This is a genomic window from Gottfriedia sp. NPDC057948 (assembly GCF_042887255.1).
Classification (GTDB): Bacteria; Bacillota; Bacilli; order Bacillales; family Bacillaceae_G; genus Gottfriedia.
Genome location: NZ_JBHVPN010000007.1, coordinates 160,197 through 182,619, shown reverse-complemented (window position 1 = coordinate 182,619; position 22,423 = coordinate 160,197). Strand labels below are relative to the sequence as shown.

Here is a 22,423-nt window from a genome sequence, read left to right as displayed (position 1 = left end):
ACCTAATATTTTACTACTCAAAAAGAATGGTATGTAATTTTACCATTCTTTTTGTTTATCCAGAAGTTGGTTTGCCCATACTGATACAAAAAAGGGTGATTTTTTGCTTTACATATATTCTATTCTAATTTTTATTGCAATCGTTGTTTTACTGTTAATCATTTTCGTCCTTTTTATAAATATGAAAGTCAATATTTTATCCGTTTATACAAATGAAGAACGATTTATGAATATTAAACTGTCCATTCTGAACAACCTTTTGCATTTCACATTTACGATTCCTTTAAAGAGACCAAAAGAGGTAAAGGAGGACGTATCAGATTTAGAGAAAAAAAGGGATTTGTCTGTCTTTCAACAAATTGATTTTTTCATAAATTTATACTCCAACGGACATACTATCATTACAAAATTTTTAAACACTGTTCAAATTTACAATTTAACTTATCAAATTCATTTCGGTGTCGGAAATTCTGCTTTAACAGGGATATCAATTGGAACAGCTTATAGTGCGATCGGAATTTTTGAAAATTTATTAAAGAAATTTACAATATTACATCATCCGCCAACGATCGATATCACGCCCAATTATTATACGTCCGTAATGGAAACTAAAGGAAAGATAAGGTTTTCATTTTCGGTGCGAAAGGCAGTCTTTGCGGGATTATTATTACTTAAAGCATATTTAAAAACTAGAAAAGACTTTAAAGCAACACATCCAATCGAAACTAATTAGAGGTGATTAACAATGAGTCAACATCCTATTGGAGACTTAATGCACGCGGCAATGGAAAATTTATCAGCAATGATTAATGTAAATACAATTATTGGTGATCCAATTTCAACACCAGATGGAAGTTTAATTTTAACCGTATCAAAAGTAGGGGTTGGCTTTGCAGCTGGTGGAAGTGAATTTCGAAATTACCATTTAGTAGATGGTGTCAAAGAAGCTGAAGTAAGAAGTCCACATCCATTTGGAGGAGGTACAGGCGGAGGTGCTTCAATCACTCCGATTGCATTTTTAATTGTAGGTAAAGATGGTGTTAAACTACTTCACTTAGACCAAAATACACATTTAATTGAAAAGCTAATGGATTTAACGCCACAAGCATTAGAAAAAGTAAAAAAATATATGAAGAAAAAAGATGATTCAGATAAACAAGTGGATGATTTTGATTCAGATTTAGATTAAATATAAAATTTAAGTAAAGTTAATTGCATTCAAGGTTTCCTTCCAGTAAGATAAATGTTGTGAACATTTTGTAATTTTGGGAGGAAATATCATGGCAACTGTAACATTTAAAAACAATCCAGTAACTCTTATTGGACAAGAAGTAAAAGTAGGAGAAAAAGCTCCAAGCTTTACTGTATTAGCAAATGATTTAAGCCCTGTAACTTTAGAGGCTTCAGCTGGTAAAGTACGCTTAATTAGCGCAGTACCTTCTGTAGATACTGGAGTTTGTGATGCACAAACTCGTCGTTTTAACGAAGAATTATCAAACGTAGAAAACGTTGAAGTTTTAACAATTTCAATGGACTTACCATTCGCACAAAAAAGATGGTGTGCTGCAAGTGGTTTAGAAAATGTACATACTTACTCTGATCACCGTGATGCATCTTTTGGTGAAGCATTTGGTGTCTTAATGCAAGAATTACGTTTATTAGCTCGTGCAGTATTCGTAGTAGATTCAAATGATGTTGTTACTTACGTTGAGTACGTAGCTGAAGGTACAACTCATCCAAACTATGAAGCAGCAATCGAAGCTGTAAAAGCTGCAAAATAATAACAAATACCCTTTAGAGGTAAAAGGCTGTCGAGTAAATCTCGGCAGTTTTTTTGCATTAAAAAGGCATTCACAAATATGAATGCCTCAGTGTGTATATTATCAGACTGATTCCAATATCATTTACCTAAAGACACTGATTTCTCAGTACAACGTTCCATGGCCGAAATAATAGATGAGCGGAAGCCTTGTTTTTCTAATTCGGCAATTGCTTCTATTGTTGCACCACCTGGTGTACAAACTTGGTCTTTTAATTCTCCAGGATGTAGTTCAGTTTCAAGTACCATTTTTGCTGCACCTAAAACTGCTTGTGCAGCTAACTTATATGCTTGGTCGCGTTTGATACCTTGTAATACAGCTCCATCTGCTAAAGCTTCAATCATTAAGTAAACATAAGCTGGAGAAGAACCACTAACAGCAGGAATCGCATCCATTAATTTTTCATTTACTAATTCGCATTTTCCAAAGCTATTGAAAATTTCCATTACTTCACTTAACTCTTCATTGGTCACTACTTGATTATGACATAGCGCACTCATGCCTTCCTTAACTAACGAAGGAGTATTTGGCATCGTTCGAACGATTTTAACCTCTTTACCGAATGATTTTTCAACACCTTCTAAAGTAATTCCAGCCGCAATTGTAATGATCACAGTATTACTTGAAATAACTTCTTTAATTTCCTCAATAATAGTCGGATATAAATCAGGTTTAACTGCTAAAAACAAATAATCAACCTGCATTGCTAAATCGATATTACTATTTAATGTGTGAACATTATATAAATCTTTCACTTTTACAAGCGTTTCATTAGATCTTGCACTTACATAAATTTGATGCTTTTCAATTAAATTCGAATCAATTAACCCACCAATCATAGCTTGGGCCATTTTACCGCAACCAATAAAACCAATCTTCCTATTCATTTGTTCTCACATCCATTTATATTTAATAAATTGAATTATACAGGAGGGGTTAAATATTACCAAATAATAATTTATTAATAAAAAAAATAATGTATGGATTTCTACAAGGAATTATTTTTTGTAAAATAGAAATTGTAAAGAAAATTGACTCTTTATATTGGGGGTATTATGAAACAAATTTTAAAAGAATCAAATCAAAAAACTTCAATTGAGATTATTCAACAACTTATTAAAACATATGGTGGAACTTCATTAACGCATTTAGGATTACTTGGAGATAAAAAAGTATTTCTTTCAGAAGATCAAAAATCTGCATTTGTTTACCGTAAAGAGGGTAATAAATTAGTTGTTTTATGTGATCCAATTGGTGAGATTTCTTTTGAAAAAATAAAGGAGTTTGAACATTATTCAAGGAGTATAAAATGTATTCCGTGCTTTTATCATATAGACGAAAACTCAAAAATGTTGTATGAAAAAGCTGGCTATCGATTGTTAAAATTAGGTGAAGAAGCAATAGTTGAATTAGAGAATTTCGAAATTGCAGGTAAAAAAGGAGCAAAACTAAGAACAAAAAGGAATAAATTCATTCGACAAGGATATCAATTTGAAGTGTCTATGCCTGGACATTCTATAGGTCTACTTCAAGAGCTAAAAGGGGTCTCAGATGTATGGTTAAACGGAAGAGAAGAGCTATCCTTTTCAGTAGGTTCATTTCATTTTGATTATGTTTCAAATTTTCCGATCGGAATTTTAAGGGATAAAAATGCTCAAGTTATTGCTTTTGCGACATTACCGATTCAAGCAGAAAATATAACAATCGATTTAATGAGATATTTAAAGGAATTACCATATGGAACGATGGATATGCTGTTTGTTTCAATTATGTTTTGGGCAAAAGAAAATGGGTTTAAAAGCTGCAGCCTTGGAATGGCACCATTAGCAAATGTTGGCCAAGATTCAAAATCATCAATCATCGAAAAATCTGCAAAAATAATCTTTAAATATGGTAACTCAATTTATAACTTCAAAGGATTATTAACTTTTAAAAGCAAATTTGCGAATAAATGGGAATCAAAATACTTAGCATATAAACCATATACATTACTTTCGGTTATCACAAGCTTATATCGCCTAGTTCATGGAACAAAATCTTTGAACTATATTACTCGATTTATGAAACCTTTAGAAAAGAAAGTGAATATTAGTTAAACTGAAGACGGTGAAAAATTAGAGCTATACACATATAACAGGAAATAAAGACCTCAACTAATGAGGTCTTTGTTTGTTTTCAATTTGTACTGATAATTTAAAACTACATAAAAAGTTCAAAATGTATTAAATAAAAGTAAACACTCATCAATTAAAATTAAATTAACAGTACTGGATTAAAATTGATTAAAAAAACCAAATACTTTCTAATAGAAGAAATTATTAAAGTGGACACGTTTAAAAGCCATACGTATAATGAAACACAATGACTGTTCTATTATGAAAGTGAGGAATGAAAAATGGTAAAAGAGAATTCAGTAGAATTTTTATTTAATTACATAGATGAATCGACAGAATGTTTAAAAGATAATTTAGAAATTTCTTATTTAGAGGCATTAATTGAAACAGGTGAAAATTTCTTTGAAGGGGAAGTTTTGCAAGAAGAAATTAATGGTTCGCAAAAAGACAAGCTTATGAACACAATTCATCAATTTACATCGGCATCAAAAGATAATGAGAGTATTCGTAGAGCATTTCAATTAGCGATATTAAAAGGTATGAAGCAAGGGGTACAAACAAATCATGAAATGACTCCAGATGGTATTGCTTTTATTATTACTTATTTAGTTGGAAAGCTTACTGAGGGGAAACAAAATTTAACTATTTTAGATCCGGCAATTGGTACTGGAAATCTTCTGTTAACAATTTTAAATTCTTCAAAGGATAAATTTACTGAATCTGTTGGAATAGATGTAGATGATGTTCTTGTTAGAATCGCATTTGTTATCGGCAACTTACTAGGACATGAAATAGAACTATTTAATCAAGACAGTTTAGCACCTTTATTTGTAGATCCGGTTGACCTTGTTGTTTGTGATCTACCAATTGGTTTTTATCCAAATGCTGAACGTGCAAACGAATATACTTTAAAAGCAAAAGAAGGCATGTCTTATGCCCATCATTTGTTTATTGAACAAAGTATAAACTACTTAAAATCTGGAGGATTTTTCATCTCGCTAGTTCCAAATTACCTATTTACTTCAGAGCAATCAGCACAATTACAAAGCTATATTAATGAAACAGGTGTCATTCAAGGATTGATACAGTTGCCAGTATCTGCCTTTAAGGATGAAAAACATCAAAAAAGTATATTAATAATCCGCAAAAATGCAGAAAATATGAAGAAGCCAAAACAGGCTTTATTAGTTGATTTCCCTAAGTTATCGAATATGAAAGCAGTTGAAGATATTATGCTTCAAATGAATGAATGGTTTAAAGAAAATTTACAATAATTGAACTTTTAAACACGTAAACTAATTTGTGTTATAATAATTTCAGCTAAAAAAATATAACAGTTTCATGTTTAAAGGAGATGTAAAAAACATGGCAAATATTCTTGCTATTAATGCAGGTTCATCGTCATTAAAATTTCAATTAATTGAAATGCCTAGCGAAAAAGTACTTACAATTGGTTTAGTAGAACGTATTGGTATAAAGGATAGTGTTTTTGTAATTTCAGTAAACGGGGAAAAAATTAAAGAAGTAACTGATATTGCTGATCACTCTGTTGCAGTAAAAATGCTTCTTGAAAAGCTAACAGGTTTAGGAATTATTTCTTCATTTGATGAAATTCATGGAGTTGGACATCGTGTAGTTCACGGTGGAGAACTATTTACAGATTCTGCTTTAATTACTGAAGAAGTTGAACAACAAATTGATCAACTTTCTGATTTAGCACCACTTCATAACCCAGCTAACCTAGTTGGTATTCGTGCATTTAGAGAATTATTACCAAATGTTCCTGCAGTTGCTGTATTTGATACTGCGTTCCATCAAACAATGCCAGAAGAGTCTTACTTATATAGCTTACCTTATGAGTACTATAAGCAATTTGGTATTCGTAAATATGGATTCCACGGTACATCACATAAGTATGTAACAGAAAGAGCTGCTGAATTAATTGGTAAACCAATTGAAGAGCTAAGACTTATTTCATGTCACTTAGGAAATGGTGCAAGTATTGCTGCAGTTGAAGGTGGAAAATCAATTGATACTTCAATGGGATTCACTCCACTTGCTGGTGTAACAATGGGAACTCGTTCAGGTAATTTAGACCCAGCTTTAATCCCATTTATTATGGAAAAAACAGGTAAAACAGCTGAGGAAGTACTTGATGTATTAAATAAACAAAGTGGTATGCTTGGGATCTCTGGATTCTCAAGTGACTTACGTGATATTGAGACTGCAGCTGAAGAAGGTAATAAACGAGCTAAAATCGCTCAAAGTGTATTCATTGAACGTATTCACAAATATTTAGGATCGTATGCTGCACGCATGAAAGGTGTAGATGCGATTATCTTCACTGCTGGTATTGGTGAAAATGGTCCGGAAATTCGTCAAGCCGTATTAGAAGGTCTTGAATTTATGGGTGTTTATTTTGACCCAAGTAAAAATAACTTTAGAGGAAAAGAAGCATTCATTAGCTTTGATCACTCTCCAGTTAAAGTTATCGTAATTCCTACTAATGAAGAAGTTGTAATCGCAAGAGATGTAGTACGAGTTGGAATGAAATAATTAAAAAGTAAGCATAAACGTAGAGCATACAAAAATAGATGACCTCATATTCTTAAATTGAGTTCACTTTTTGGCTCTACGTTTTTTTATATTCGAGGTGATAGTATGGATCAGATGAAAGAGTATAATTTATGGCTTGAACTTAACGATATGATTGAAAAGAAACAACAACAGCAAAATTTAAATAAATTAGAACTTATGTATCAAAATGCTTCTAATTTTCTCCTCCAAAAAATACCTCAAAGCTATTCGAATACTTTTAATGAATTTTTTTCAACTGCTTTTTTCCACACTCAATCTTTAATACAAACAACAAAACAGTTCCAAGAAAAGAAATTAGATATACTTAATCGAGCACAAATTTTAAGAAGTGATATTAAGACAATAAGCGATTTAAGAAAGTTACCACTAAGACAATTGAATTTTTTAGCTGAGCAAGAAATATCGAAAGCATTAATAGTTTCAAGTGTTCAAGGTGGAATAAGTGGAACTAGTACAAAGCTTGCTTTATTTGGTGATTTACCGGCTTTATTATTTATTAATCTTAAAACGGTACAAGAAATAGCACTTTGTTATGGTTATGATGTAAGTATTCCAAAAGAGATGGAATGTAGCTTAAAAGTACTACAAGGTGCAATCCTCCCATCAACCGAAAAATACGTTGTTTGGAGTAGTTTAATGAACGATATTTTAAAGCATGAGGATTCGGACGTATTTGCAACTTGGGAAAATGAATTTAATGGAGAAGGGGTCTATTACACAGTTATATTACAAATGTGCAAGTTATTAATGATCCACTCATTACGGAATAAGGTTTTAAGTGGTATTCCTTTATTAGGAGTTACTGTTGGGGCAAAGTGGAATGAATCTTTTACAAAAAACGTATTAGAATATACAAAGAAATTTTACCAATATCGTATATTATCGGAACGGGTAAACCAGGAGCCAACAGATTAAATAAAAATTTGAGAAGCTAACAAATTATCTGTTAGCTTTTTTTAGAGTGTAGAATGAATGGAAACCCAAAACTTGAACCTAAATTAGACAATCTACCCTTAACTAAATGAATACCCGTTTGGTTGTAAACAAGTATGTGGTATGCTAAAGGAAAACCATTCAAGGAGACAATATGAAGCCTACATCAAGTTTTCAACTAGAACAATCCGTCGGAAGGTTACGAAAAGTGATTGACCAACTAAACAAGCAAATCAAAGAAGCATCTTCCGATAAAGTTGCGAATGAAACCATCCGACTTAAAGAGGAACTAAAAACAATCGGAGACACGCTTTTACAAATTCAAAAGCGCGAAAACGAATAAACCTAAATAATAGAGGTATAGAAAAAAGCTAACAAATTTATTGTTAGCTTTTTAACCATGTATTTTTGTATCATTGGACATTTGTTGGTTACTTCTAAACCAAATCCAAAGATCGTTAATAATCGATGCTAATTCTGCAATTTCAGAATTTAATTTACAGCTCAAAACAAAATCAGATTCGTGATTTAATTGTTCTTGTTTATGATTTATCGAAAACTCTAAACGTTTAATTTGATCAGGTATTCCACCACGGATATATTCCCATTCAGTAAGAATCATTAATTGTTGATCGTGGGAGTAATCTTCCCAATCTATTTTTAGGCTTGGTAGTAAAATACCTAATCGTTCATCGTATGAAAAATAATCTTGTAACATTTATTTACCCCCGTTGCCATTAATTCATAAGTATCAATAAATTGATGTTTGCTTCCCTGTTCTACGTGTTCGATTTTGCCGAAACTACTCTCGTTTGGTTCTAACACTCCGAGGGCGTAAATTCGGATACAACGAATCCTACATAGTTGAGTTATCGTTTACGTGATTATTCTCAACTTTTTATTGAGTGACTTGGTTTTCGTCCAATAGTAAGTCTACAAACTATCATGGTTCTACCCAATGCCGAAGTCACTTTCTCAACAGCCTAGATTCACAGTAGATGTGATAATTATATCATGAATTGTCGTATCGTAAAAAGGAATTAATATATATTACTTCCTTTTGTTATAAAAATCCAGTAGTTTTCACACAATTTTTAAAATTTATTTAACTGCTATTTACCTTTGACACATTGGAAATAAGTTGAACAAATTTGTTCTAATATTTTTTATAATCAAGGCTCTCTTATTGAATATGTAAAGCTAGCTTAATATCTAAAAATAAAAATTATTAAAATAAAAGGAAAATAATTCATAATAATAGAAAACATAGTTATCTTTTAATAAAATAATCTTACTAAATTAAAGATATAGGTATAACGATAATGACATAATTTTTAAAGAATTAGCTTTATGCTTTAATCACCAATTAAAAAGGTTAATGAGAATAGATTTTACAAATACATACAATTGATTGATTTATCTAGATGATTTTCACAAATATATAAAATTATTTAGACTCGAAAGGAAGAGTTTTATGAGGCATGCTGTCATTACGGCAGGATCAAAGGGGTTAGGGAAGAAAGTCACTGAAGCATTTTTGAAGGATGGTTATTCAGTAACTGTTACATACTTTTCTGATGAACAAGCTATCAAAGAGCGAAAAGAAGAATGGAAGGATTATTTGGACCGGGTTCTTTTTGTAAAAGGTGATATATGCGATAAACAATTTATTAATGAGATTGTCTCAAAAACGATGGAGAAATTCGGTAGGGTAGATTGTCTTATCAATAATGCTGGCCCGTATTTATTTAACCGTAAAAAACTGGCTGACTACACGGATGAAGAGTGGGAATACTTGATGTATGGAAATTTGCATAGCGTGTTTTTTCTTTTAAAGCAAATTATTCCAATTATGAGAAAGCAAAAATATGGACGTATCATAAATTATGGATTTCAAGGTGCCAATTCCGCTTCTGGATGGATTTATCGTTCTGCATTCAGCGCAGCTAAAGTAGGTCTAGTTTCATTGACTAAAACAATAGCCTATGAAGAAGCAGAGAATGGTATAACATCAAATATGATTTGTCCTGGGGATATTTTTGGTGATATGAAAGAAGCAAATCAAACTGAAGCAAGTAAGGATGGAAAAGGTCTTGCACCAGTTGGAAGATCTGGTACTGGGGAGGATATAGCAAGAATGGTGCAATTTTTGTGTAAGGAAGAGTCTGATTTTATTACAGGTGATATATTTGAAGTCACAGGTGGCTTGGATGTCATTAATAAATACAGACATATTCCATTATCATGACAATTCGTGGGACAATTCCATTTTTAAAGCATAATTTATAGTAAAAAAGATTCTGAATTAATATTTATTAAACGAAATGAAGCGTTTTCATTTTCTGCACTATATGTTTTGTGTTAATATAAAAATGTATTATTTTTTAATAAATAGAGCTCATCCTAAGAGGCACGAATTAAATATATTTCAGGGGGAAATAACATGCGTATTGGGGTACCAAAAGAAATAAAAAACAATGAAAATCGTGTAGCAATGACACCAGCTGGAGTAATGAACTTAGTTGGACATGGTCATTCAGTTTATATTGAAACAAATGCTGGAATTGGTTCAGGATTTACTAATGAAGAATACGTAAATGCTGGCGCAACAATTGTTGAAACAGCTGAAGAGGCTTGGAATAATGAAATGGTTATGAAAGTTAAAGAACCAATTCCAAGCGAATATGGATACTTCCGTGAAGGATTAATTTTATTCACATACTTACATTTAGCTCCAGAGCCTGAATTAACTAAGGCTTTAATTGATAATAAAGTAGTAGGAATTGCTTACGAAACTGTACAAGTTGGTAATACATTACCGTTATTAACTCCTATGAGTGAAGTAGCAGGACGTATGTCAGCTCAAATCGGTGCTCAATTCCTTGAGAAAAATAAAGGCGGAAAAGGTATTTTATTAGGTGGAGTACCAGGAGTACGTCGTGGAAATGTTACAATCATTGGTGGAGGTGTAGCAGGAACAAATGCTGCTAAAGTAGCTGTTGGTCTTGGTGCTCATGTAACGATGATTGACCTAAATCCAGATCGTTTACGTCAATTAGATGATATTTTTGGTCATCAAATTACGACTTTAATGTCAAACCCTTACAATATTGCTGAAGCGGTTAAAGAATCTGATCTAGTAATCGGTGCAGTATTAATTCCAGGTGCAAAAGCGCCAAAACTTGTAACAAAAGAAATGATCGAATCAATGGAACCAGGTTCAGTTGTAGTTGATATTGCAATTGACCAAGGTGGTATTTTCGAAACAACAGATCGTATTACAACTCATGATTTCCCAACATATGAGAAGCATGGAGTAGTACACTACGCTGTAGCAAACATGCCTGGTGCAGTACCTCGTACTTCTACAATGGCATTAACAAATGTTACAGTACCTTATGCAGTTCAAATTGCTAACAAAGGTTATCAAAAAGCTTGCTTAGATAACTCTGCATTATTCAAAGGTATTAATACACTTGATGGATATGTAACATACGAAGCAGTAGCGGAAGCTCACGGCTTAGAATACAAAGAAGCAACTACTTTATTACAAGGTACATCTGTTTCTACAAACTAATTAAAAGTAAAATCCCTTTATCGAAATCGGTAAAGGGATTTTATTTTATTCTCAAGTCTAATAACAATCACTTTATTTTTATAGTAAAATTATATTGTAATTTCCATTTTATGTAAAAAGGAGCGAGAGTATTGGAATTTATTTTTATCCTTATTTTTCTAATTGCAGGTATTTTCGGGTTTAACTGGCTAATGGGTTATCGTAATCAAAATATTACATTAGATTTAGATGAGCGCTATTTAAATCTAAATGATTATGCGAAGGCTGTGAAGGCTGAATTAGAAAGCCAAGGTAAAACAGTTGATTACAGAGGAAATAGACTTTTTATCATAAATGGTAAACAATATCATCTAATTGAGCGAAATGTATCAATGGGTGGTGTTCCATTACAACATACGATCCTTCAAAAGATATAAATAAAAACCCCCTTCTCCATCTTACGGAGAAAGGGGGCTTTATTTGGTATTTAAACCTTACTCGAATTAAATTCTTCTTTCAACATGCTATATTGATACATATCACGATGAGCGCCTTTGAAAAACTCATGCTTGCGCAATATACCATCTAAATGAAAGCCTAATTTTGTAAGGAATTTTTGTGAAGCGATATTATATTCGTATACTTCACCATATATTTTTATAAGTTTTAATTCATTAAAAGCATAATTTAGTAGATAGTTTAATGCAAATGAACCAATTCCTTTATTTTGCATTGATTGATCTCCAATTAGGATTCCAAAAGCGGCATGAGTATTCTCTTGATCAAAATTTCCTAATTCAATTCTTCCTACACAAATTCCATTGTATTCGATTGTAAACAAGTGGAGATTAGGTTTAAGTCCGTCAAAATATTTTTCATAACCTTGTACCATTGCATCTAAAGAACGTGGTTTATCTATTCCTACAAGCTTACCAATCTCATCATCACATTCCCATTTATGCATAATAGGGATGTCTGAGGGAAGTACTTGTCGAATATTTATTAATCCGTCTTGATTCATATTATAGGATGATTAATTCTTTAGAGAACTTCGTTAATGTCATTGCACCTGTTTCTGTAATAACGATATCATCTTCAATACGAACTCCACCAACATTTGGTACATAGATTCCTGGTTCAATTGTATACGACATACCAGTTTTAATAATATCAGTATTTGAATCATTTACTGATGGGTAATCGTGGATACCAATACCTAAACCGTGACCAATACGGTGAACGAAGTATTCGCCATATCCAGCATCTGTGATGATTTGACGAGCAGCGCGGTCAACATTTCCTAATACTTCGCCTGGTTTACTTACTTCGATTGCAGCAAGTTGACCTTTTAAAACGGTTTCATAAATTTCTCGTTGTTGCTCATTTGGTTGACCAAACATTACTGTACGAGTAATATCTGAGCAATATCCATCAACGATAAAACCTAAGTCCATAAGTACGAAATCACCTTTTTTAATTGGGTTTGTACCTGGATTTCCATGTGGTAACGCTGAGTTTGCACCAGTTAAAATTAAAGTGCTAAATGAAGTTTTAGAAATACCTTTTTTCTTCATTTCGTATTCCATTTCAGCAATTAAATCCATTTCTGTTTTGCCTTCAGCAATACGATCAACAATAATTTGGCAAGCCATATCAGCAGCTTCAGCAGCAACCTGCATACGACGAATTTCTTCGCTATCTTTAATTAAACGTAAGTCATGTAATTTTTCCTCAGCTGCAAGGAATTGTACGCCAGGGAAAAGTTGTACTAATCTTTCATAGCGGCCAACAAGAAGATGTTCTTTTTCGATCGCCATACGATTTACTGTAATATTACGTTTTGCTAATGATTCTTGTATCATTGCCCAAGGATCTTGACTATCATTAAAGCCAATTACGTCATATTTCCAGCCTGCGTTTTGTACATGTCCAACTTCCATTTGTGGACATACAAGAATTGGCTCATCATTTGGAAATACAAGACAAGCTAAAAGACGTTCATGTGGATTACAATGGAAATTAGTTAAGTAAAATACGTTCTCAGTAGATGTAATAAATCCTAGTTGAATATCTTGCTCTTTTAACCAAGTTGATAGATTTTGTATACGGTGTTCCATTTGTAACATCCTTTCTTAAAAAACAAATTACTGCAACAAACAAAAAAAGTCTTTACAGTTTACAACACTCTTATTTTATCATTTTTTATCGAATTACGTAAAATAGTTAACTTATTTCTTATTTTTGTAATAGAAAATAATCTGTTAAAATGTGGTAGAGACTAATTTTATAACAAAGGAGCAACTTCAATTGAAAATTACATATTTTGGGCACAGTGTTATTTTAGTAGAACAAGGTCAAGATTCAATTATTATTGACCCGTTTATTAACGGTAATCCACATACTAATGTGAAGGTAGAAAATATTAAAGTGAATTATATTTATGTAACACATGGGCATGGGGATCATTTAGGTGACACAGTAGAACTAGCAAAACGAAATGATGCAACTGTTATTGCTCCTGTGGAATTAGCAACGTGGATCTCGTGGCAAGGTGTCAAAGTAGTCCCTATGCATATCGGGGGAGAAAAAGAGTTTTCATTTGGTAAATTAAAATTAGTAGAAGCAATCCATGGTTCAAGTATTGTTGATGAAGAAAATAAACAAATAATTAATGTAGGACCACCGTCAGGCGTTTTATTAAAAATAGCTGGGAAAACAATTTACCATGCTGGTGATACTGCATTATACAGAGGTATGAAAACATTAGGTGAGTTTGAAAAGATCGATCTAGCATATTTACCTATTGGTAATCATTTTACAATGGGAATCGACGATGCAGTAATTGCTTCTGAATGGATTAATGCACAGAAAGTAATTCCGATGCATTATAATACATTTCCACCAATCCAAGTAGACCCAAATGAGTTCATTGCAAAATTACCAATGAATAATGGTTTCATTCATGAGCCAAATACAACAATTTCACTATTGTAGTATTGATCATCGAAGAAAATATTAGTACAGTATTAGAAGCGCGTTGAAACGTGCTTTTTTTCATGGTATGAATTGTTATATAATAGTTAATAAAAATATTAATACAACCATTGAAAGCTTGGTGAGGTAATTGACTACAAAGCACGATCAAATACTAGAACATATTGAACAACTACCGGTCGGTCATAAAATATCAGTAAGACAAATTGCAAAAGATTTAAGTGTAAGTGAAGGTACAGCATATAGAGCAATTAAAGATGCGGAAAACAAAGGATTTGTTAGTACTATTGAACGTGTAGGTACGATTCGTATTGAAACGAAAAGAAAAGAAAATATTGAAAAATTAACTTTTGCCGAAGTTGTTAATATTGTTGATGGACAAGTTTTAGGTGGTAAAGAAGGATTACATAAAACACTTAATAAGTTTGTTATCGGTGCAATGCAGCTTGATGCGATGATGAGATATATTAGTGCAAATAATTTATTAATCGTCGGAAACCGAGTGAAAGCACATGAATTAGCATTAAAAGAAGGTTCAGCGGTTTTAGTAACAGGTGGATTTGATACAGATGAAAGTGTAAAACGTCTTGCGGATGAAATGAAAATGCCGATTATTTCTTCTAGTTATGATACGTTTACTGTCGCGACGTTAATTAATAGAGCAATTTATGATCAGTTAATTAAGAAAGATATAGTACTAGTTGAGGATATACTCATTCCAACTGAAAAAACAGCTAGACTATCTCCATTTGATGAAGTAGAAAAGTGGTATGAATATAACAGAGATACAGGTCATGGAAGATATCCTGTAATTGATGATCGAGGTAAGCTAATAGGAATTGTAACTTCAAAGGATATTATACATGAACAACGTACTCAAAGAATTGATAAAGTCATGACTAGACAACCAATAAGTGTAAATGAAAAGATGTCGGTTGCAGCAGCTGCTAGAATGATGGTTTGGGAAGGCATAGAGTTGCTACCAGTAGTAAATACATCGAATAATTTAATCGGTATTATAAGTCGTCAAGATGTACTTGAAGCATTACAACAATTGCAACGCCAACCTCAAGTGGGAGAAACAATTGATGATATAGTTACTAGTCAATTTCATAATAATAAAGATCAAAAAAATGAAGACTTAACGATTAGATGTAATGTAACTCCTCAAATGACGAATGTAATTGGTACTCTTTCACATGGCGTATTTACGACGATTGTAACCGAGGCAGGTAAACGAGCAGTTCGTGACATGAAAAAAGGGGACTTAATCGTAGAAAATATTACAATTTACTTCGTACAGCCAGTTCAAATTGATGATGTAATAGAAATTAAGCCAAAAGTTTTAGAATTAGGTCGTAAATTTGGAAAAGTTGATGTTGAAGTATTTCAGCAAGGAATATTAGTAGGTAAAGCATTGATGATGATGCAGTTATTAGATCGATGACCTCAGACTGTTGACAAACGCTTGCAATCAGTCTGAGAATGTATTTTTTAGTTTTACAAATAATGGAAGCCCTATTGGGGCTTCCATTATTTGTAATTACGTAAAAAAAGCAGGAAACGATTCCCGCCTTTGAAGTTTATGAAAAAATCATCCCGTATTTTTAATTCGAAAGTAGTTTATTAACTCGATTAACAAATTCATTATTTTCGTTTCTAGTATCAAAATCTTTTGCTAGGTCAAATACAATTTTTTCTAATTTCTTTAAGTCATAAATAAATTCATCTTCATTTATTTTTAATTTTTTCGCCATAAATAATGCTGCTAGCCAAAACTCGAATTTATATGATAGATTCGAAAGATTATCACATAAATCAACATGTTTATAGAATAATTCAATTGCCCTGTCAGGATCACAAAAAGTTAAAAAAATCATTTGTTCACTTAGTTCAGGAATGTATTTTGTGCGATTGTATGTTACAAAATAAGCTTTTTGTTGAATAATTAATGCTTCATCTATTTTGCCTTCTTCTAATAAAGGAAGCAGTAATTTTGAATAGGATTTGTGTATAGCTTCGTCACAATCTACTGAGCTATTCATTATTTTATTTTGTAGATTTAACGCTTCTTGAAGATGATCAGTTTTTAGTAAATAAATCATTTCACCATACATTTCACATTTTTCACAATTACTTAAATGATCCCTTGGAGATTTTTTGTATAGTTGATAGTTTTGTTTTGCGTAATCAATTTGATTTAAATATAAGTTCATTATAAATAGAGCTTGAAAATAAGGTCTTAAAGAATAGTTAGCAATCACTAAACGATTCTTAAAATCCTCGAAATAATGATGAATTTCTTCTAACGAGAATCTGAGAGACTGAGGTATTATTTCTAACAACCACTTGTACAGCCATAGGATCTGCTCTTGCTCGATACGTTCTTCGTTTTGATCATATAAATCTACACACCACAAAAAGGTATCAATAAATAAGTCTATTTCACCAATAGAAAAAGCAGTTTCTGCTAATTCCATATTAACGTAATATAGATATCCCCATTCCTCTTGATTCTCTAATTCTTCTGCAAAAGTAAGTAGTTTTTGAAGTTTATTACTAGAATGTGATAATTCTACTAGTTCATCAAATTTTGATGAAAATAGTTCTTCAGTCATCATGTAAGTTTTCTCACTTTCTAGATTACTATAAGATTAAACAGTTTGTTTGTTTTCAATTGCTTTATAATGCTTATTCTGTAAGTATCCACGATATAGATTTGCCGCGCCAAATAGAATGAACACAATACCGACACAAATTGTTATTAATTCAAGCTTTGCTACAATTTGGTTTATACCGTAAAGCAATAAGAATAATCCAAAAGTTAATCTTGCACGTGATCCTGCAATTTTTTTTGTTAACAGTTCGCTTGTAAAGAAAAATTTGGTAACGTAAAATAAGAAGAACAGAAAAGATATAATTACAATTGTTGCAATGCTATTCACTTAGCTTCCACCTTTCAATGACTAATACATAATTCTATTTTACAGTCATAGAAACTATATTTCAAAAGTTTTCATATAAAGGAGAGTTTAATGTTGAAGGAACAAATTTTAAAAGATATACATTCGTTTGATACGATAATAATTCATCGTCATGTTCGCCCAGATCCAGATGCAATCGGTTCACAGTGCGGTTTAGCAGAGATGATTAAAGCGAGCTATCCTGCAAAAAAAGTATATGTAGTAGGACATTTGCCACAATCTCTAGAGTATTTATATAAAATGGATGAAATTTCAGATGAAGTCTATAAGGATGCACTTGTCATTGTTTGTGACACTGCAAATACTGAACGTGTAGATGATGCTAGATATTCAACTGGAAAGAAACTGATTAAAATTGACCATCATCCGAATGTAGATCCATACGGTGACATTATGCATGTAGATACTACTGCAAGTTCAACAAGTGAGTTAATTTTTGAACTGGCTGAGAGTAGTAATGAACAATTAGTCGTAACTGACATAGCTGCGAGACTAATTTATGCGGGGATTATTGGAGATACAGGAAGATTCTTATTTCCAAGTACAACAGAAAGAACTTTTCATGCAGCTAGTAATTTGATAAAAAAGGATTTTTCTATTAATGAAATATATGACAATATGTACGAAACATCAATTGAGATGGCTCATTTAAATGGATATGTTCTTCAAAATTTTAGACTAACAGAAGAGGGAGTCGGTCATATAAACATGACAAAGGCTCTAATGGATGAATACAATGTAAACTCGGAACAAGCTTCATTGGCTGTAAGTTCACTTGGACATATAAAAGGGGTAAAAGCTTGGGTTATCTTTTTAGAAGAAGAGGATTTAATTCGAGTACGTCTACGTTCAAAAGGACCAGTTATAAATGGAGTAGCTGCTATGTTTAACGGTGGTGGACATCCGCTTGCATCTGGAGCGAAAGTCTTCTCATGGGAAGAAGCAGAAAAAGTAGTGGAAGAATTAAAAAAAGTTTGTAGGGAAGAAAAATAAAGTTCTAAAAATAAATTTGAGAGGCTAATCGAATGCTAGCCTCTCATTTATTTTGTGCTTTTTATTTTTAATGTGATCTCTAATACGGTATCAAAGTAGATTGTATCTATTTCAAGTTTAAATCGCCGATCATCTTTAATATAAACTTTATTTTCGACTGCACGTCTTAATAATTCCCGATTTTGGGAAACGCTTTTTATATCTTGAGTCAGTAAATTACTTAGGTCATCCTTTACATCATCTATAAGTTGATGATTAGTAAATTCATTTAAATTGTATTGTTTGTAATTTAATATTGTCACTTTGATTTCTTGAACTGTTAAATTTCGTTTTTTTTCCTTGTTCATTCGTTCCATATTTTCAAAAAATATATTTTTATCTCTTAAATATTCTTTATTGAGCATTTTTAATTCAGATATTTGTTTTACTTGCTCTTCTTCTGTCACACCGTAAAAATAAATAAAGACAAGCCAACTAATAATAAACCCGAAAAAAATGCCTACAAAAAATTTAGCCCAAGCGTGGGAGAGTTGTTCTGGAGGAGCTTTCATTAAACATGTTCTCCTGTAAACCATTGCATAATGATTGTACCTGTATGAGTTCCTCCCATGGCAGCTATAATCATGAAAATTTGCTTAATGAATTCGATTGTTTCTCCTTCAAATAATCCTTTTTCAAAACTATAGAATGTATCAAATGTTCCGCCAATCGCCCCAACAATTGCCCAAATTCGTAACTTCATTGATAAATCATACATGCTGCTAAGTGGCGGCTGTCCAATGACGTAGTATCCGATTGAACCAATGATCGATCCACCTATTATGATTCCTAGTGAAATAAAATACATTGAAATTAATGCTGGTATAAATGGCAACTTAAGCTCCAATTGTCCTCACTCCCTCAATTCATATATATGGACAAAGTGTTATGTGTATGATGAGTATTAAAGTAAGTTTAAAATAAAAGATTTGTTTTAATTTTCACGAACGGAAATAGAATGTAAGTTCGTATTTTGTGATAGAATAGATTATATTGAAAAGATGGTAAGGAGGAATGTAGATGAGTTTTGTTCATTTGCAAGTTCAAAGTTCCTATAGTTTATTGCAAAGCGCATGTAAAATAGATGAATTAATTAATGCTGCTGTTAGAGAAGGACATCCTGCGCTTGCTATTGCAGATGAAAATGTCATGTACGGGGTAATTCCTTTTTATCATGCGTGTAAAAAAGCAGGGATTAAGCCAATAATTGGGCTGAAAATCTCAATTTTAATGGATGAACATCAGTCTTATCCGCTGATATTACTAGCGAAAGATTTGATTGGTTATCAAAACCTTTTAAAACTTACAAGTATAATAGGGACAAAATCACCAGAAGGAATTCCTAAAAAGTGGTTATCGGCATATAGTAACGGCGTGATTGCTATTACACCAGGAATCGAGGGAGAAATTGAAAACTTACTATTGAATGGAGAAATCGAAAGAGCTATTGTTCATGTAAAAGAGTATCAATCAATTTTCGATCACTTTTTTGTCAGTATCCAAGATCACGGTTTACCTGAAAATCGTTCGCTATATCCATTAATTAAACAAGTACAAAAAGAAACAAACATCAGTTTAGTTGTTACAAATGATGTTCGATATATTGAAAAAGAGGATGCACTTATTCAAGATGCGTTATTTTCAGTTAAAAATGGTACTAAGTTATCGGACGAATCAAGACCAAGATTACATTCGAACGAATATTATTATAAATCAAAAGCCGAATTATTGAAGTTGTTTTCTGATGAAGAAGAAGCATTTCAAAACACTATACATATTTCAGATCTATGTAATGTAACGATTCCTTTTCATCAGCCATTATTGCCTAAGTATACAGTACCTGATGAATATTCAACAGTGGAATACTTAAAAATGGTTTGTGAAAATGGCATGATTGAGCGGTACGGGGAAATAAATGATGAACTTAAACAAAGATTAGAATTTGAGTTAAATACAATCAATAAGATGGGATTTAATGATTACTTCCTCATTGTTTGGGATTTTATTAAATATGCTCTTGAACAAGGGATATTTGTTGGACCAGGACGTGGTTCCGCCGCGGGATCTTTAGTGGCTTACGTATTAAAAATTACGAATGTAGACCCAATACATTATAATTTACTATTTGAACGTTTTTTAAATGAAGAAAGAATTACAATGCCAGATATTGATATTGACTTTCCAGATCATCGACGAGATGAAATGATTGATTATGTCGCTTCAAAATATGGTGATGTACATGTTGCACAAATTATTACATTCGGAACATTAGGAGCAAAAGCAGCCATTCGAGATATTGCTAGGGTAATGGGACTTTCATCAACTGAAATAGATCGGTACTCGAAGCTAATTCCATCATCACTAGGAAATTCATTAAAAGATGTCTATGAGCAATCAAAAGCATTTAAAAGTCATGTTGAACATTCTGGTATTCATAAACGGATATTTGAGGTAGCTTGCCAAGTTGAAGGATTACCTCGCCATACAAGCATTCATGCAGCAGGTGTTATTATTTCTGAACTTCCGTTAACAAATGTTGTCCCGTTACAAGAAGGGAATCATGGAGTGTTTTTGACACAATATCCTGCAGAAATTCTTGAAGAGCTTGGATTAGTTAAGATGGATTTCCTTGGCCTACGTAACTTAAGTTTATTAGAAGAGGTCTGTCGATTAATTTATGAAGCAAAAGGCGAAATAATTAATTTGGAAGAAATTCCGTTACAAGATCTAAAAACATTTAAAATTCTTAGTAAAGGAGATACCTCAGGAGTATTTCAGCTAGAATCATCAGGGATGAGAAGAGTACTACAGCAATTACAGCCTAATCAGTTTGAAGATATAGTGGCTGTAAACGCGTTATATCGTCCGGGTCCAATGGAGCAAATCCCTAAATTTATTCAATATAAACATGGATTGGAGAAAGTAACGTATCCACATCCGGTTTTAGAAAAAATATTAAAACCAACATATGGCGTAATCATCTATCAAGAGCAAATCATGCAAATTGCTTCAACTCTTTCAGGATTTACGTTAAGTGAAGCTGATTTACTTCGAAGAGCTGTAAGTAAAAAGAAGAAGGAAGTTTTAGACAAAGAAAGAATTCATTTTGTAGAAGGTGCAATAGCTAAAGGTTATGATGAACAAGTTGCAAATGAAGTATACGATTTAATTGTCCAATTTGCTAACTATGGATTTAATAGAAGTCATGCTGTTGCGTATAGTATGATTGCGTATCAACTAGCCTATTTAAAGGCAAATTTTCCTTTAGAATTTTATGCAGCACTTTTATCGAGTTTTATAGGAAGTGAAGAGAAAGTATCGAATTATATTGGTGAAGCGAAATTGAAAGGGATCCCAATCTATCCACCTTCAATCAATAAAAGTCAATATGCATTTGTAGTTGAAGGAAATGGTATTCGATATAGTTTATTAGCTATTAAAAATATAGGAATGGCAACTGTAAGAGAAATTCTACAAAAGCGACCATATAAAGATTTTTTTGAAGTGTGCATTAAAATTTCACCAAAAGCATTAAACCGAAAAAGTATAGAAAATTTAATTTTTTCGGGATGCTTTGATGAGTTTGAGCTCGACCGTGCAACGCTATTAGCAAATATTGATATGATTTTTGATTACGTGGATATAGTAAGACCTGAAAATGAAGATCAATTTGATTTATTTCTTGATGAAGATTTTGTGCCTAAACCAGAAATAATTAAAGTGGAGCCAATGAAAATTTCAATTAAGCTTGAACTTGAAAAACAGGCTTTAGGTACTTATTTATCAGGACATCCGATTAGTCAATACGAGAAGTTGCTTAATGAAAGTGATGCCGGGACTATTTCATCAATTATGATGAAGAAAGATACTGAGCATCTACTGTTCGTCTATATTAAGGATTTAAGGATTACAAAAACAAAAAAACAACAGCATATGGCTTTTTTAGAAGTTGAAGATTTAAGTACTTCAATTGATGCTGTTGTATTTCCTACTACATTTGAAAAATACCGCCATAAATTAAAAGAAAAAGAAGTAGTTGTAGTTAAAGCAAAAGTTGATGAACGGGATGAAAGAAAACAATTAATAATAAATGAAGTCCTTACAATCGAAGAAATGGAAGAAATAAACGACCAAAAGAAGTATACTTTATTTATTAAAATAACGGGACATACTAATAAAAATATTTCCTACACAATACAGCAAACGATTTCTAAGTTTAAAGGGCATGCGAAAGTTGTGCTTTACTATGAAGAAAATAAAAAAGCTGTTCAATTATCTGAACAATATAATGTGAATCCTTCTGTGAATTGTCTTTCGATGTTAAGAAATATTGTCGGGGATGCAAATGTTGTATTAAAGAAATAGACATTCTTCTCTAAACTATTTATTATG

At 32.1% G+C, this 22,423-nt stretch carries 23 protein-coding genes; 15 read left to right on the top strand and 8 right to left on the bottom strand.

Features of this window, described 5'->3' with window-relative positions; genetic code table 11:
* Window positions 1-103: 103 nt before the first annotated feature.
* The 3 genes from ACFVRR_RS13490 to tpx all read left to right on the top strand — a co-directional run bounded on the left by ACFVRR_RS13490 (window position 104) and on the right by tpx (window position 1,781).
* Window positions 104-733: a DUF2953 domain-containing protein gene (locus ACFVRR_RS13490; RefSeq protein WP_387329194.1), complete on the top strand. Its 630-nt coding sequence runs from the start codon at window positions 104-106 to the stop codon at window positions 731-733.
* A gap of 12 nt (window positions 734-745) precedes the next feature.
* Complete coding sequence (ytfJ, locus tag ACFVRR_RS13485; RefSeq protein WP_387329192.1) at window positions 746-1,189, top strand: GerW family sporulation protein; 444 nt, start codon at window positions 746-748, stop codon at window positions 1,187-1,189.
* 91 nt (window positions 1,190-1,280) lie between these two features.
* Window positions 1,281-1,781, top strand: coding sequence for a thiol peroxidase (gene tpx, locus ACFVRR_RS13480; RefSeq protein ID WP_387329188.1), 501 nt, complete (start codon window positions 1,281-1,283; stop codon window positions 1,779-1,781).
* Between the two features lie 119 nt (window positions 1,782-1,900).
* Here the strand turns inward: tpx and proC are convergent, their stop codons facing one another.
* Window positions 1,901-2,707, bottom strand: a complete 807-nt coding sequence (gene proC, locus ACFVRR_RS13475; protein WP_387329185.1) for a pyrroline-5-carboxylate reductase — start codon at window positions 2,705-2,707, stop codon at window positions 1,901-1,903.
* A 168-nt stretch (window positions 2,708-2,875) separates the two neighbouring features.
* Between proC and ACFVRR_RS13470 the strand changes: the two genes are divergently transcribed.
* The 5 genes from ACFVRR_RS13470 to ACFVRR_RS13450 all read left to right on the top strand — a co-directional run bounded on the left by ACFVRR_RS13470 (window position 2,876) and on the right by ACFVRR_RS13450 (window position 7,808).
* Window positions 2,876-3,916 carry a phosphatidylglycerol lysyltransferase domain-containing protein gene (locus ACFVRR_RS13470; RefSeq protein ID WP_387329182.1) on the top strand — a complete coding sequence of 347 codons (1,041 nt, stop codon included), beginning with the start codon at window positions 2,876-2,878 and terminating at the stop codon, window positions 3,914-3,916.
* Between the two features lie 299 nt (window positions 3,917-4,215).
* Entirely contained in the window at window positions 4,216-5,208 is a 993-nt protein-coding gene (locus tag ACFVRR_RS13465) for a class I SAM-dependent methyltransferase (protein ID WP_387329179.1), read from the top strand.
* 91 nt (window positions 5,209-5,299) lie between these two features.
* Complete coding sequence (locus ACFVRR_RS13460; RefSeq protein ID WP_387329176.1) at window positions 5,300-6,490, top strand: acetate kinase; 1,191 nt, start codon at window positions 5,300-5,302, stop codon at window positions 6,488-6,490.
* Between the two features lie 105 nt (window positions 6,491-6,595).
* Window positions 6,596-7,447, top strand: a complete 852-nt coding sequence (locus ACFVRR_RS13455; protein ID WP_387329174.1) for an EcsC family protein — start codon at window positions 6,596-6,598, stop codon at window positions 7,445-7,447.
* A gap of 172 nt (window positions 7,448-7,619) precedes the next feature.
* Entirely contained in the window at window positions 7,620-7,808 is a 189-nt protein-coding gene (locus tag ACFVRR_RS13450) for a hypothetical protein (protein ID WP_097979108.1), read from the top strand.
* A 51-nt stretch (window positions 7,809-7,859) separates the two neighbouring features.
* On the opposite strand, the gene ACFVRR_RS13445 is transcribed toward ACFVRR_RS13450, so the two are convergent.
* Complete coding sequence (locus tag ACFVRR_RS13445) at window positions 7,860-8,183, bottom strand: hypothetical protein (RefSeq protein WP_387329170.1); 324 nt, start codon at window positions 8,181-8,183, stop codon at window positions 7,860-7,862.
* A gap of 756 nt (window positions 8,184-8,939) precedes the next feature.
* Between ACFVRR_RS13445 and ACFVRR_RS13440 the strand changes: the two genes are divergently transcribed.
* The 3 genes from ACFVRR_RS13440 (at window position 8,940) to ACFVRR_RS13430 (ending at window position 11,458) form a co-directional block, all read left to right on the top strand.
* Window positions 8,940-9,713 carry an SDR family oxidoreductase gene (locus tag ACFVRR_RS13440; protein ID WP_097979106.1) on the top strand — a complete coding sequence of 258 codons (774 nt, stop codon included), beginning with the start codon at window positions 8,940-8,942 and terminating at the stop codon, window positions 9,711-9,713.
* A gap of 195 nt (window positions 9,714-9,908) precedes the next feature.
* On the top strand, window positions 9,909-11,042 hold the full coding sequence (ald, locus tag ACFVRR_RS13435; protein WP_069034611.1) for an alanine dehydrogenase: 1,134 nt from the start codon (window positions 9,909-9,911) through the stop codon (window positions 11,040-11,042).
* Window positions 11,043-11,173: 131 nt separating this feature from the next.
* Window positions 11,174-11,458 carry a hypothetical protein gene (locus ACFVRR_RS13430; RefSeq protein WP_387329165.1) on the top strand — a complete coding sequence of 95 codons (285 nt, stop codon included), beginning with the start codon at window positions 11,174-11,176 and terminating at the stop codon, window positions 11,456-11,458.
* A 50-nt stretch (window positions 11,459-11,508) separates the two neighbouring features.
* Here the strand turns inward: ACFVRR_RS13430 and ACFVRR_RS13425 are convergent, their stop codons facing one another.
* Both ACFVRR_RS13425 and ACFVRR_RS13420 read right to left on the bottom strand, forming a co-directional pair.
* On the bottom strand, window positions 11,509-12,042 hold the full coding sequence (locus ACFVRR_RS13425) for a GNAT family N-acetyltransferase (RefSeq protein ID WP_387329162.1): 534 nt from the start codon (window positions 12,040-12,042) through the stop codon (window positions 11,509-11,511).
* 1 nt (window position 12,043) lies between these two features.
* Window positions 12,044-13,138, bottom strand: a complete 1,095-nt coding sequence (locus ACFVRR_RS13420; protein WP_387329159.1) for a M24 family metallopeptidase — start codon at window positions 13,136-13,138, stop codon at window positions 12,044-12,046.
* Window positions 13,139-13,328: 190 nt separating this feature from the next.
* Here ACFVRR_RS13420 and ACFVRR_RS13415 point away from each other — a divergent pair, with 190 nt between their 5' ends.
* Window positions 13,329-14,015: a metal-dependent hydrolase gene (locus ACFVRR_RS13415; RefSeq protein ID WP_387329156.1), complete on the top strand. Its 687-nt coding sequence runs from the start codon at window positions 13,329-13,331 to the stop codon at window positions 14,013-14,015.
* A 130-nt stretch (window positions 14,016-14,145) separates the two neighbouring features.
* The gene (locus ACFVRR_RS13410) at window positions 14,146-15,462 is read left to right on the top strand and encodes a DRTGG domain-containing protein (protein ID WP_387329153.1); all 1,317 of its coding nucleotides are present in this window, start codon (window positions 14,146-14,148) and stop codon (window positions 15,460-15,462) included.
* A gap of 160 nt (window positions 15,463-15,622) precedes the next feature.
* Here ACFVRR_RS13410 and ACFVRR_RS13405 read toward each other — a convergent pair whose 3' ends face one another.
* Both ACFVRR_RS13405 and ACFVRR_RS13400 read right to left on the bottom strand, forming a co-directional pair.
* Window positions 15,623-16,636, bottom strand: a complete 1,014-nt coding sequence (locus tag ACFVRR_RS13405) for a hypothetical protein (RefSeq protein ID WP_097979099.1) — start codon at window positions 16,634-16,636, stop codon at window positions 15,623-15,625.
* A 33-nt stretch (window positions 16,637-16,669) separates the two neighbouring features.
* Complete coding sequence (locus tag ACFVRR_RS13400) at window positions 16,670-16,960, bottom strand: YtpI family protein (protein WP_097979098.1); 291 nt, start codon at window positions 16,958-16,960, stop codon at window positions 16,670-16,672.
* 93 nt (window positions 16,961-17,053) lie between these two features.
* Here ACFVRR_RS13400 and ACFVRR_RS13395 point away from each other — a divergent pair, with 93 nt between their 5' ends.
* A complete protein-coding gene (locus tag ACFVRR_RS13395) occupies window positions 17,054-17,992 on the top strand; it encodes a DHH family phosphoesterase (RefSeq protein WP_387329149.1) in 939 nt (312 codons plus the stop codon).
* Between the two features lie 47 nt (window positions 17,993-18,039).
* Here ACFVRR_RS13395 and ytrI read toward each other — a convergent pair whose 3' ends face one another.
* Both ytrI and ytrH read right to left on the bottom strand, forming a co-directional pair.
* A complete protein-coding gene (gene ytrI, locus ACFVRR_RS13390; RefSeq protein ID WP_098426567.1) occupies window positions 18,040-18,543 on the bottom strand; it encodes a sporulation membrane protein YtrI in 504 nt (167 codons plus the stop codon).
* Complete coding sequence (ytrH, locus tag ACFVRR_RS13385) at window positions 18,543-18,878, bottom strand: sporulation membrane protein YtrH (RefSeq protein ID WP_286163724.1); 336 nt, start codon at window positions 18,876-18,878, stop codon at window positions 18,543-18,545. The genes ytrI and ytrH overlap by 1 nt, the downstream gene beginning before the upstream one ends.
* A gap of 173 nt (window positions 18,879-19,051) precedes the next feature.
* Between ytrH and dnaE the strand changes: the two genes are divergently transcribed.
* The gene (gene dnaE, locus ACFVRR_RS13380) at window positions 19,052-22,396 is read left to right on the top strand and encodes a DNA polymerase III subunit alpha (RefSeq protein WP_387329144.1); all 3,345 of its coding nucleotides are present in this window, start codon (window positions 19,052-19,054) and stop codon (window positions 22,394-22,396) included.
* Window positions 22,397-22,423 lie beyond the last annotated feature (27 nt).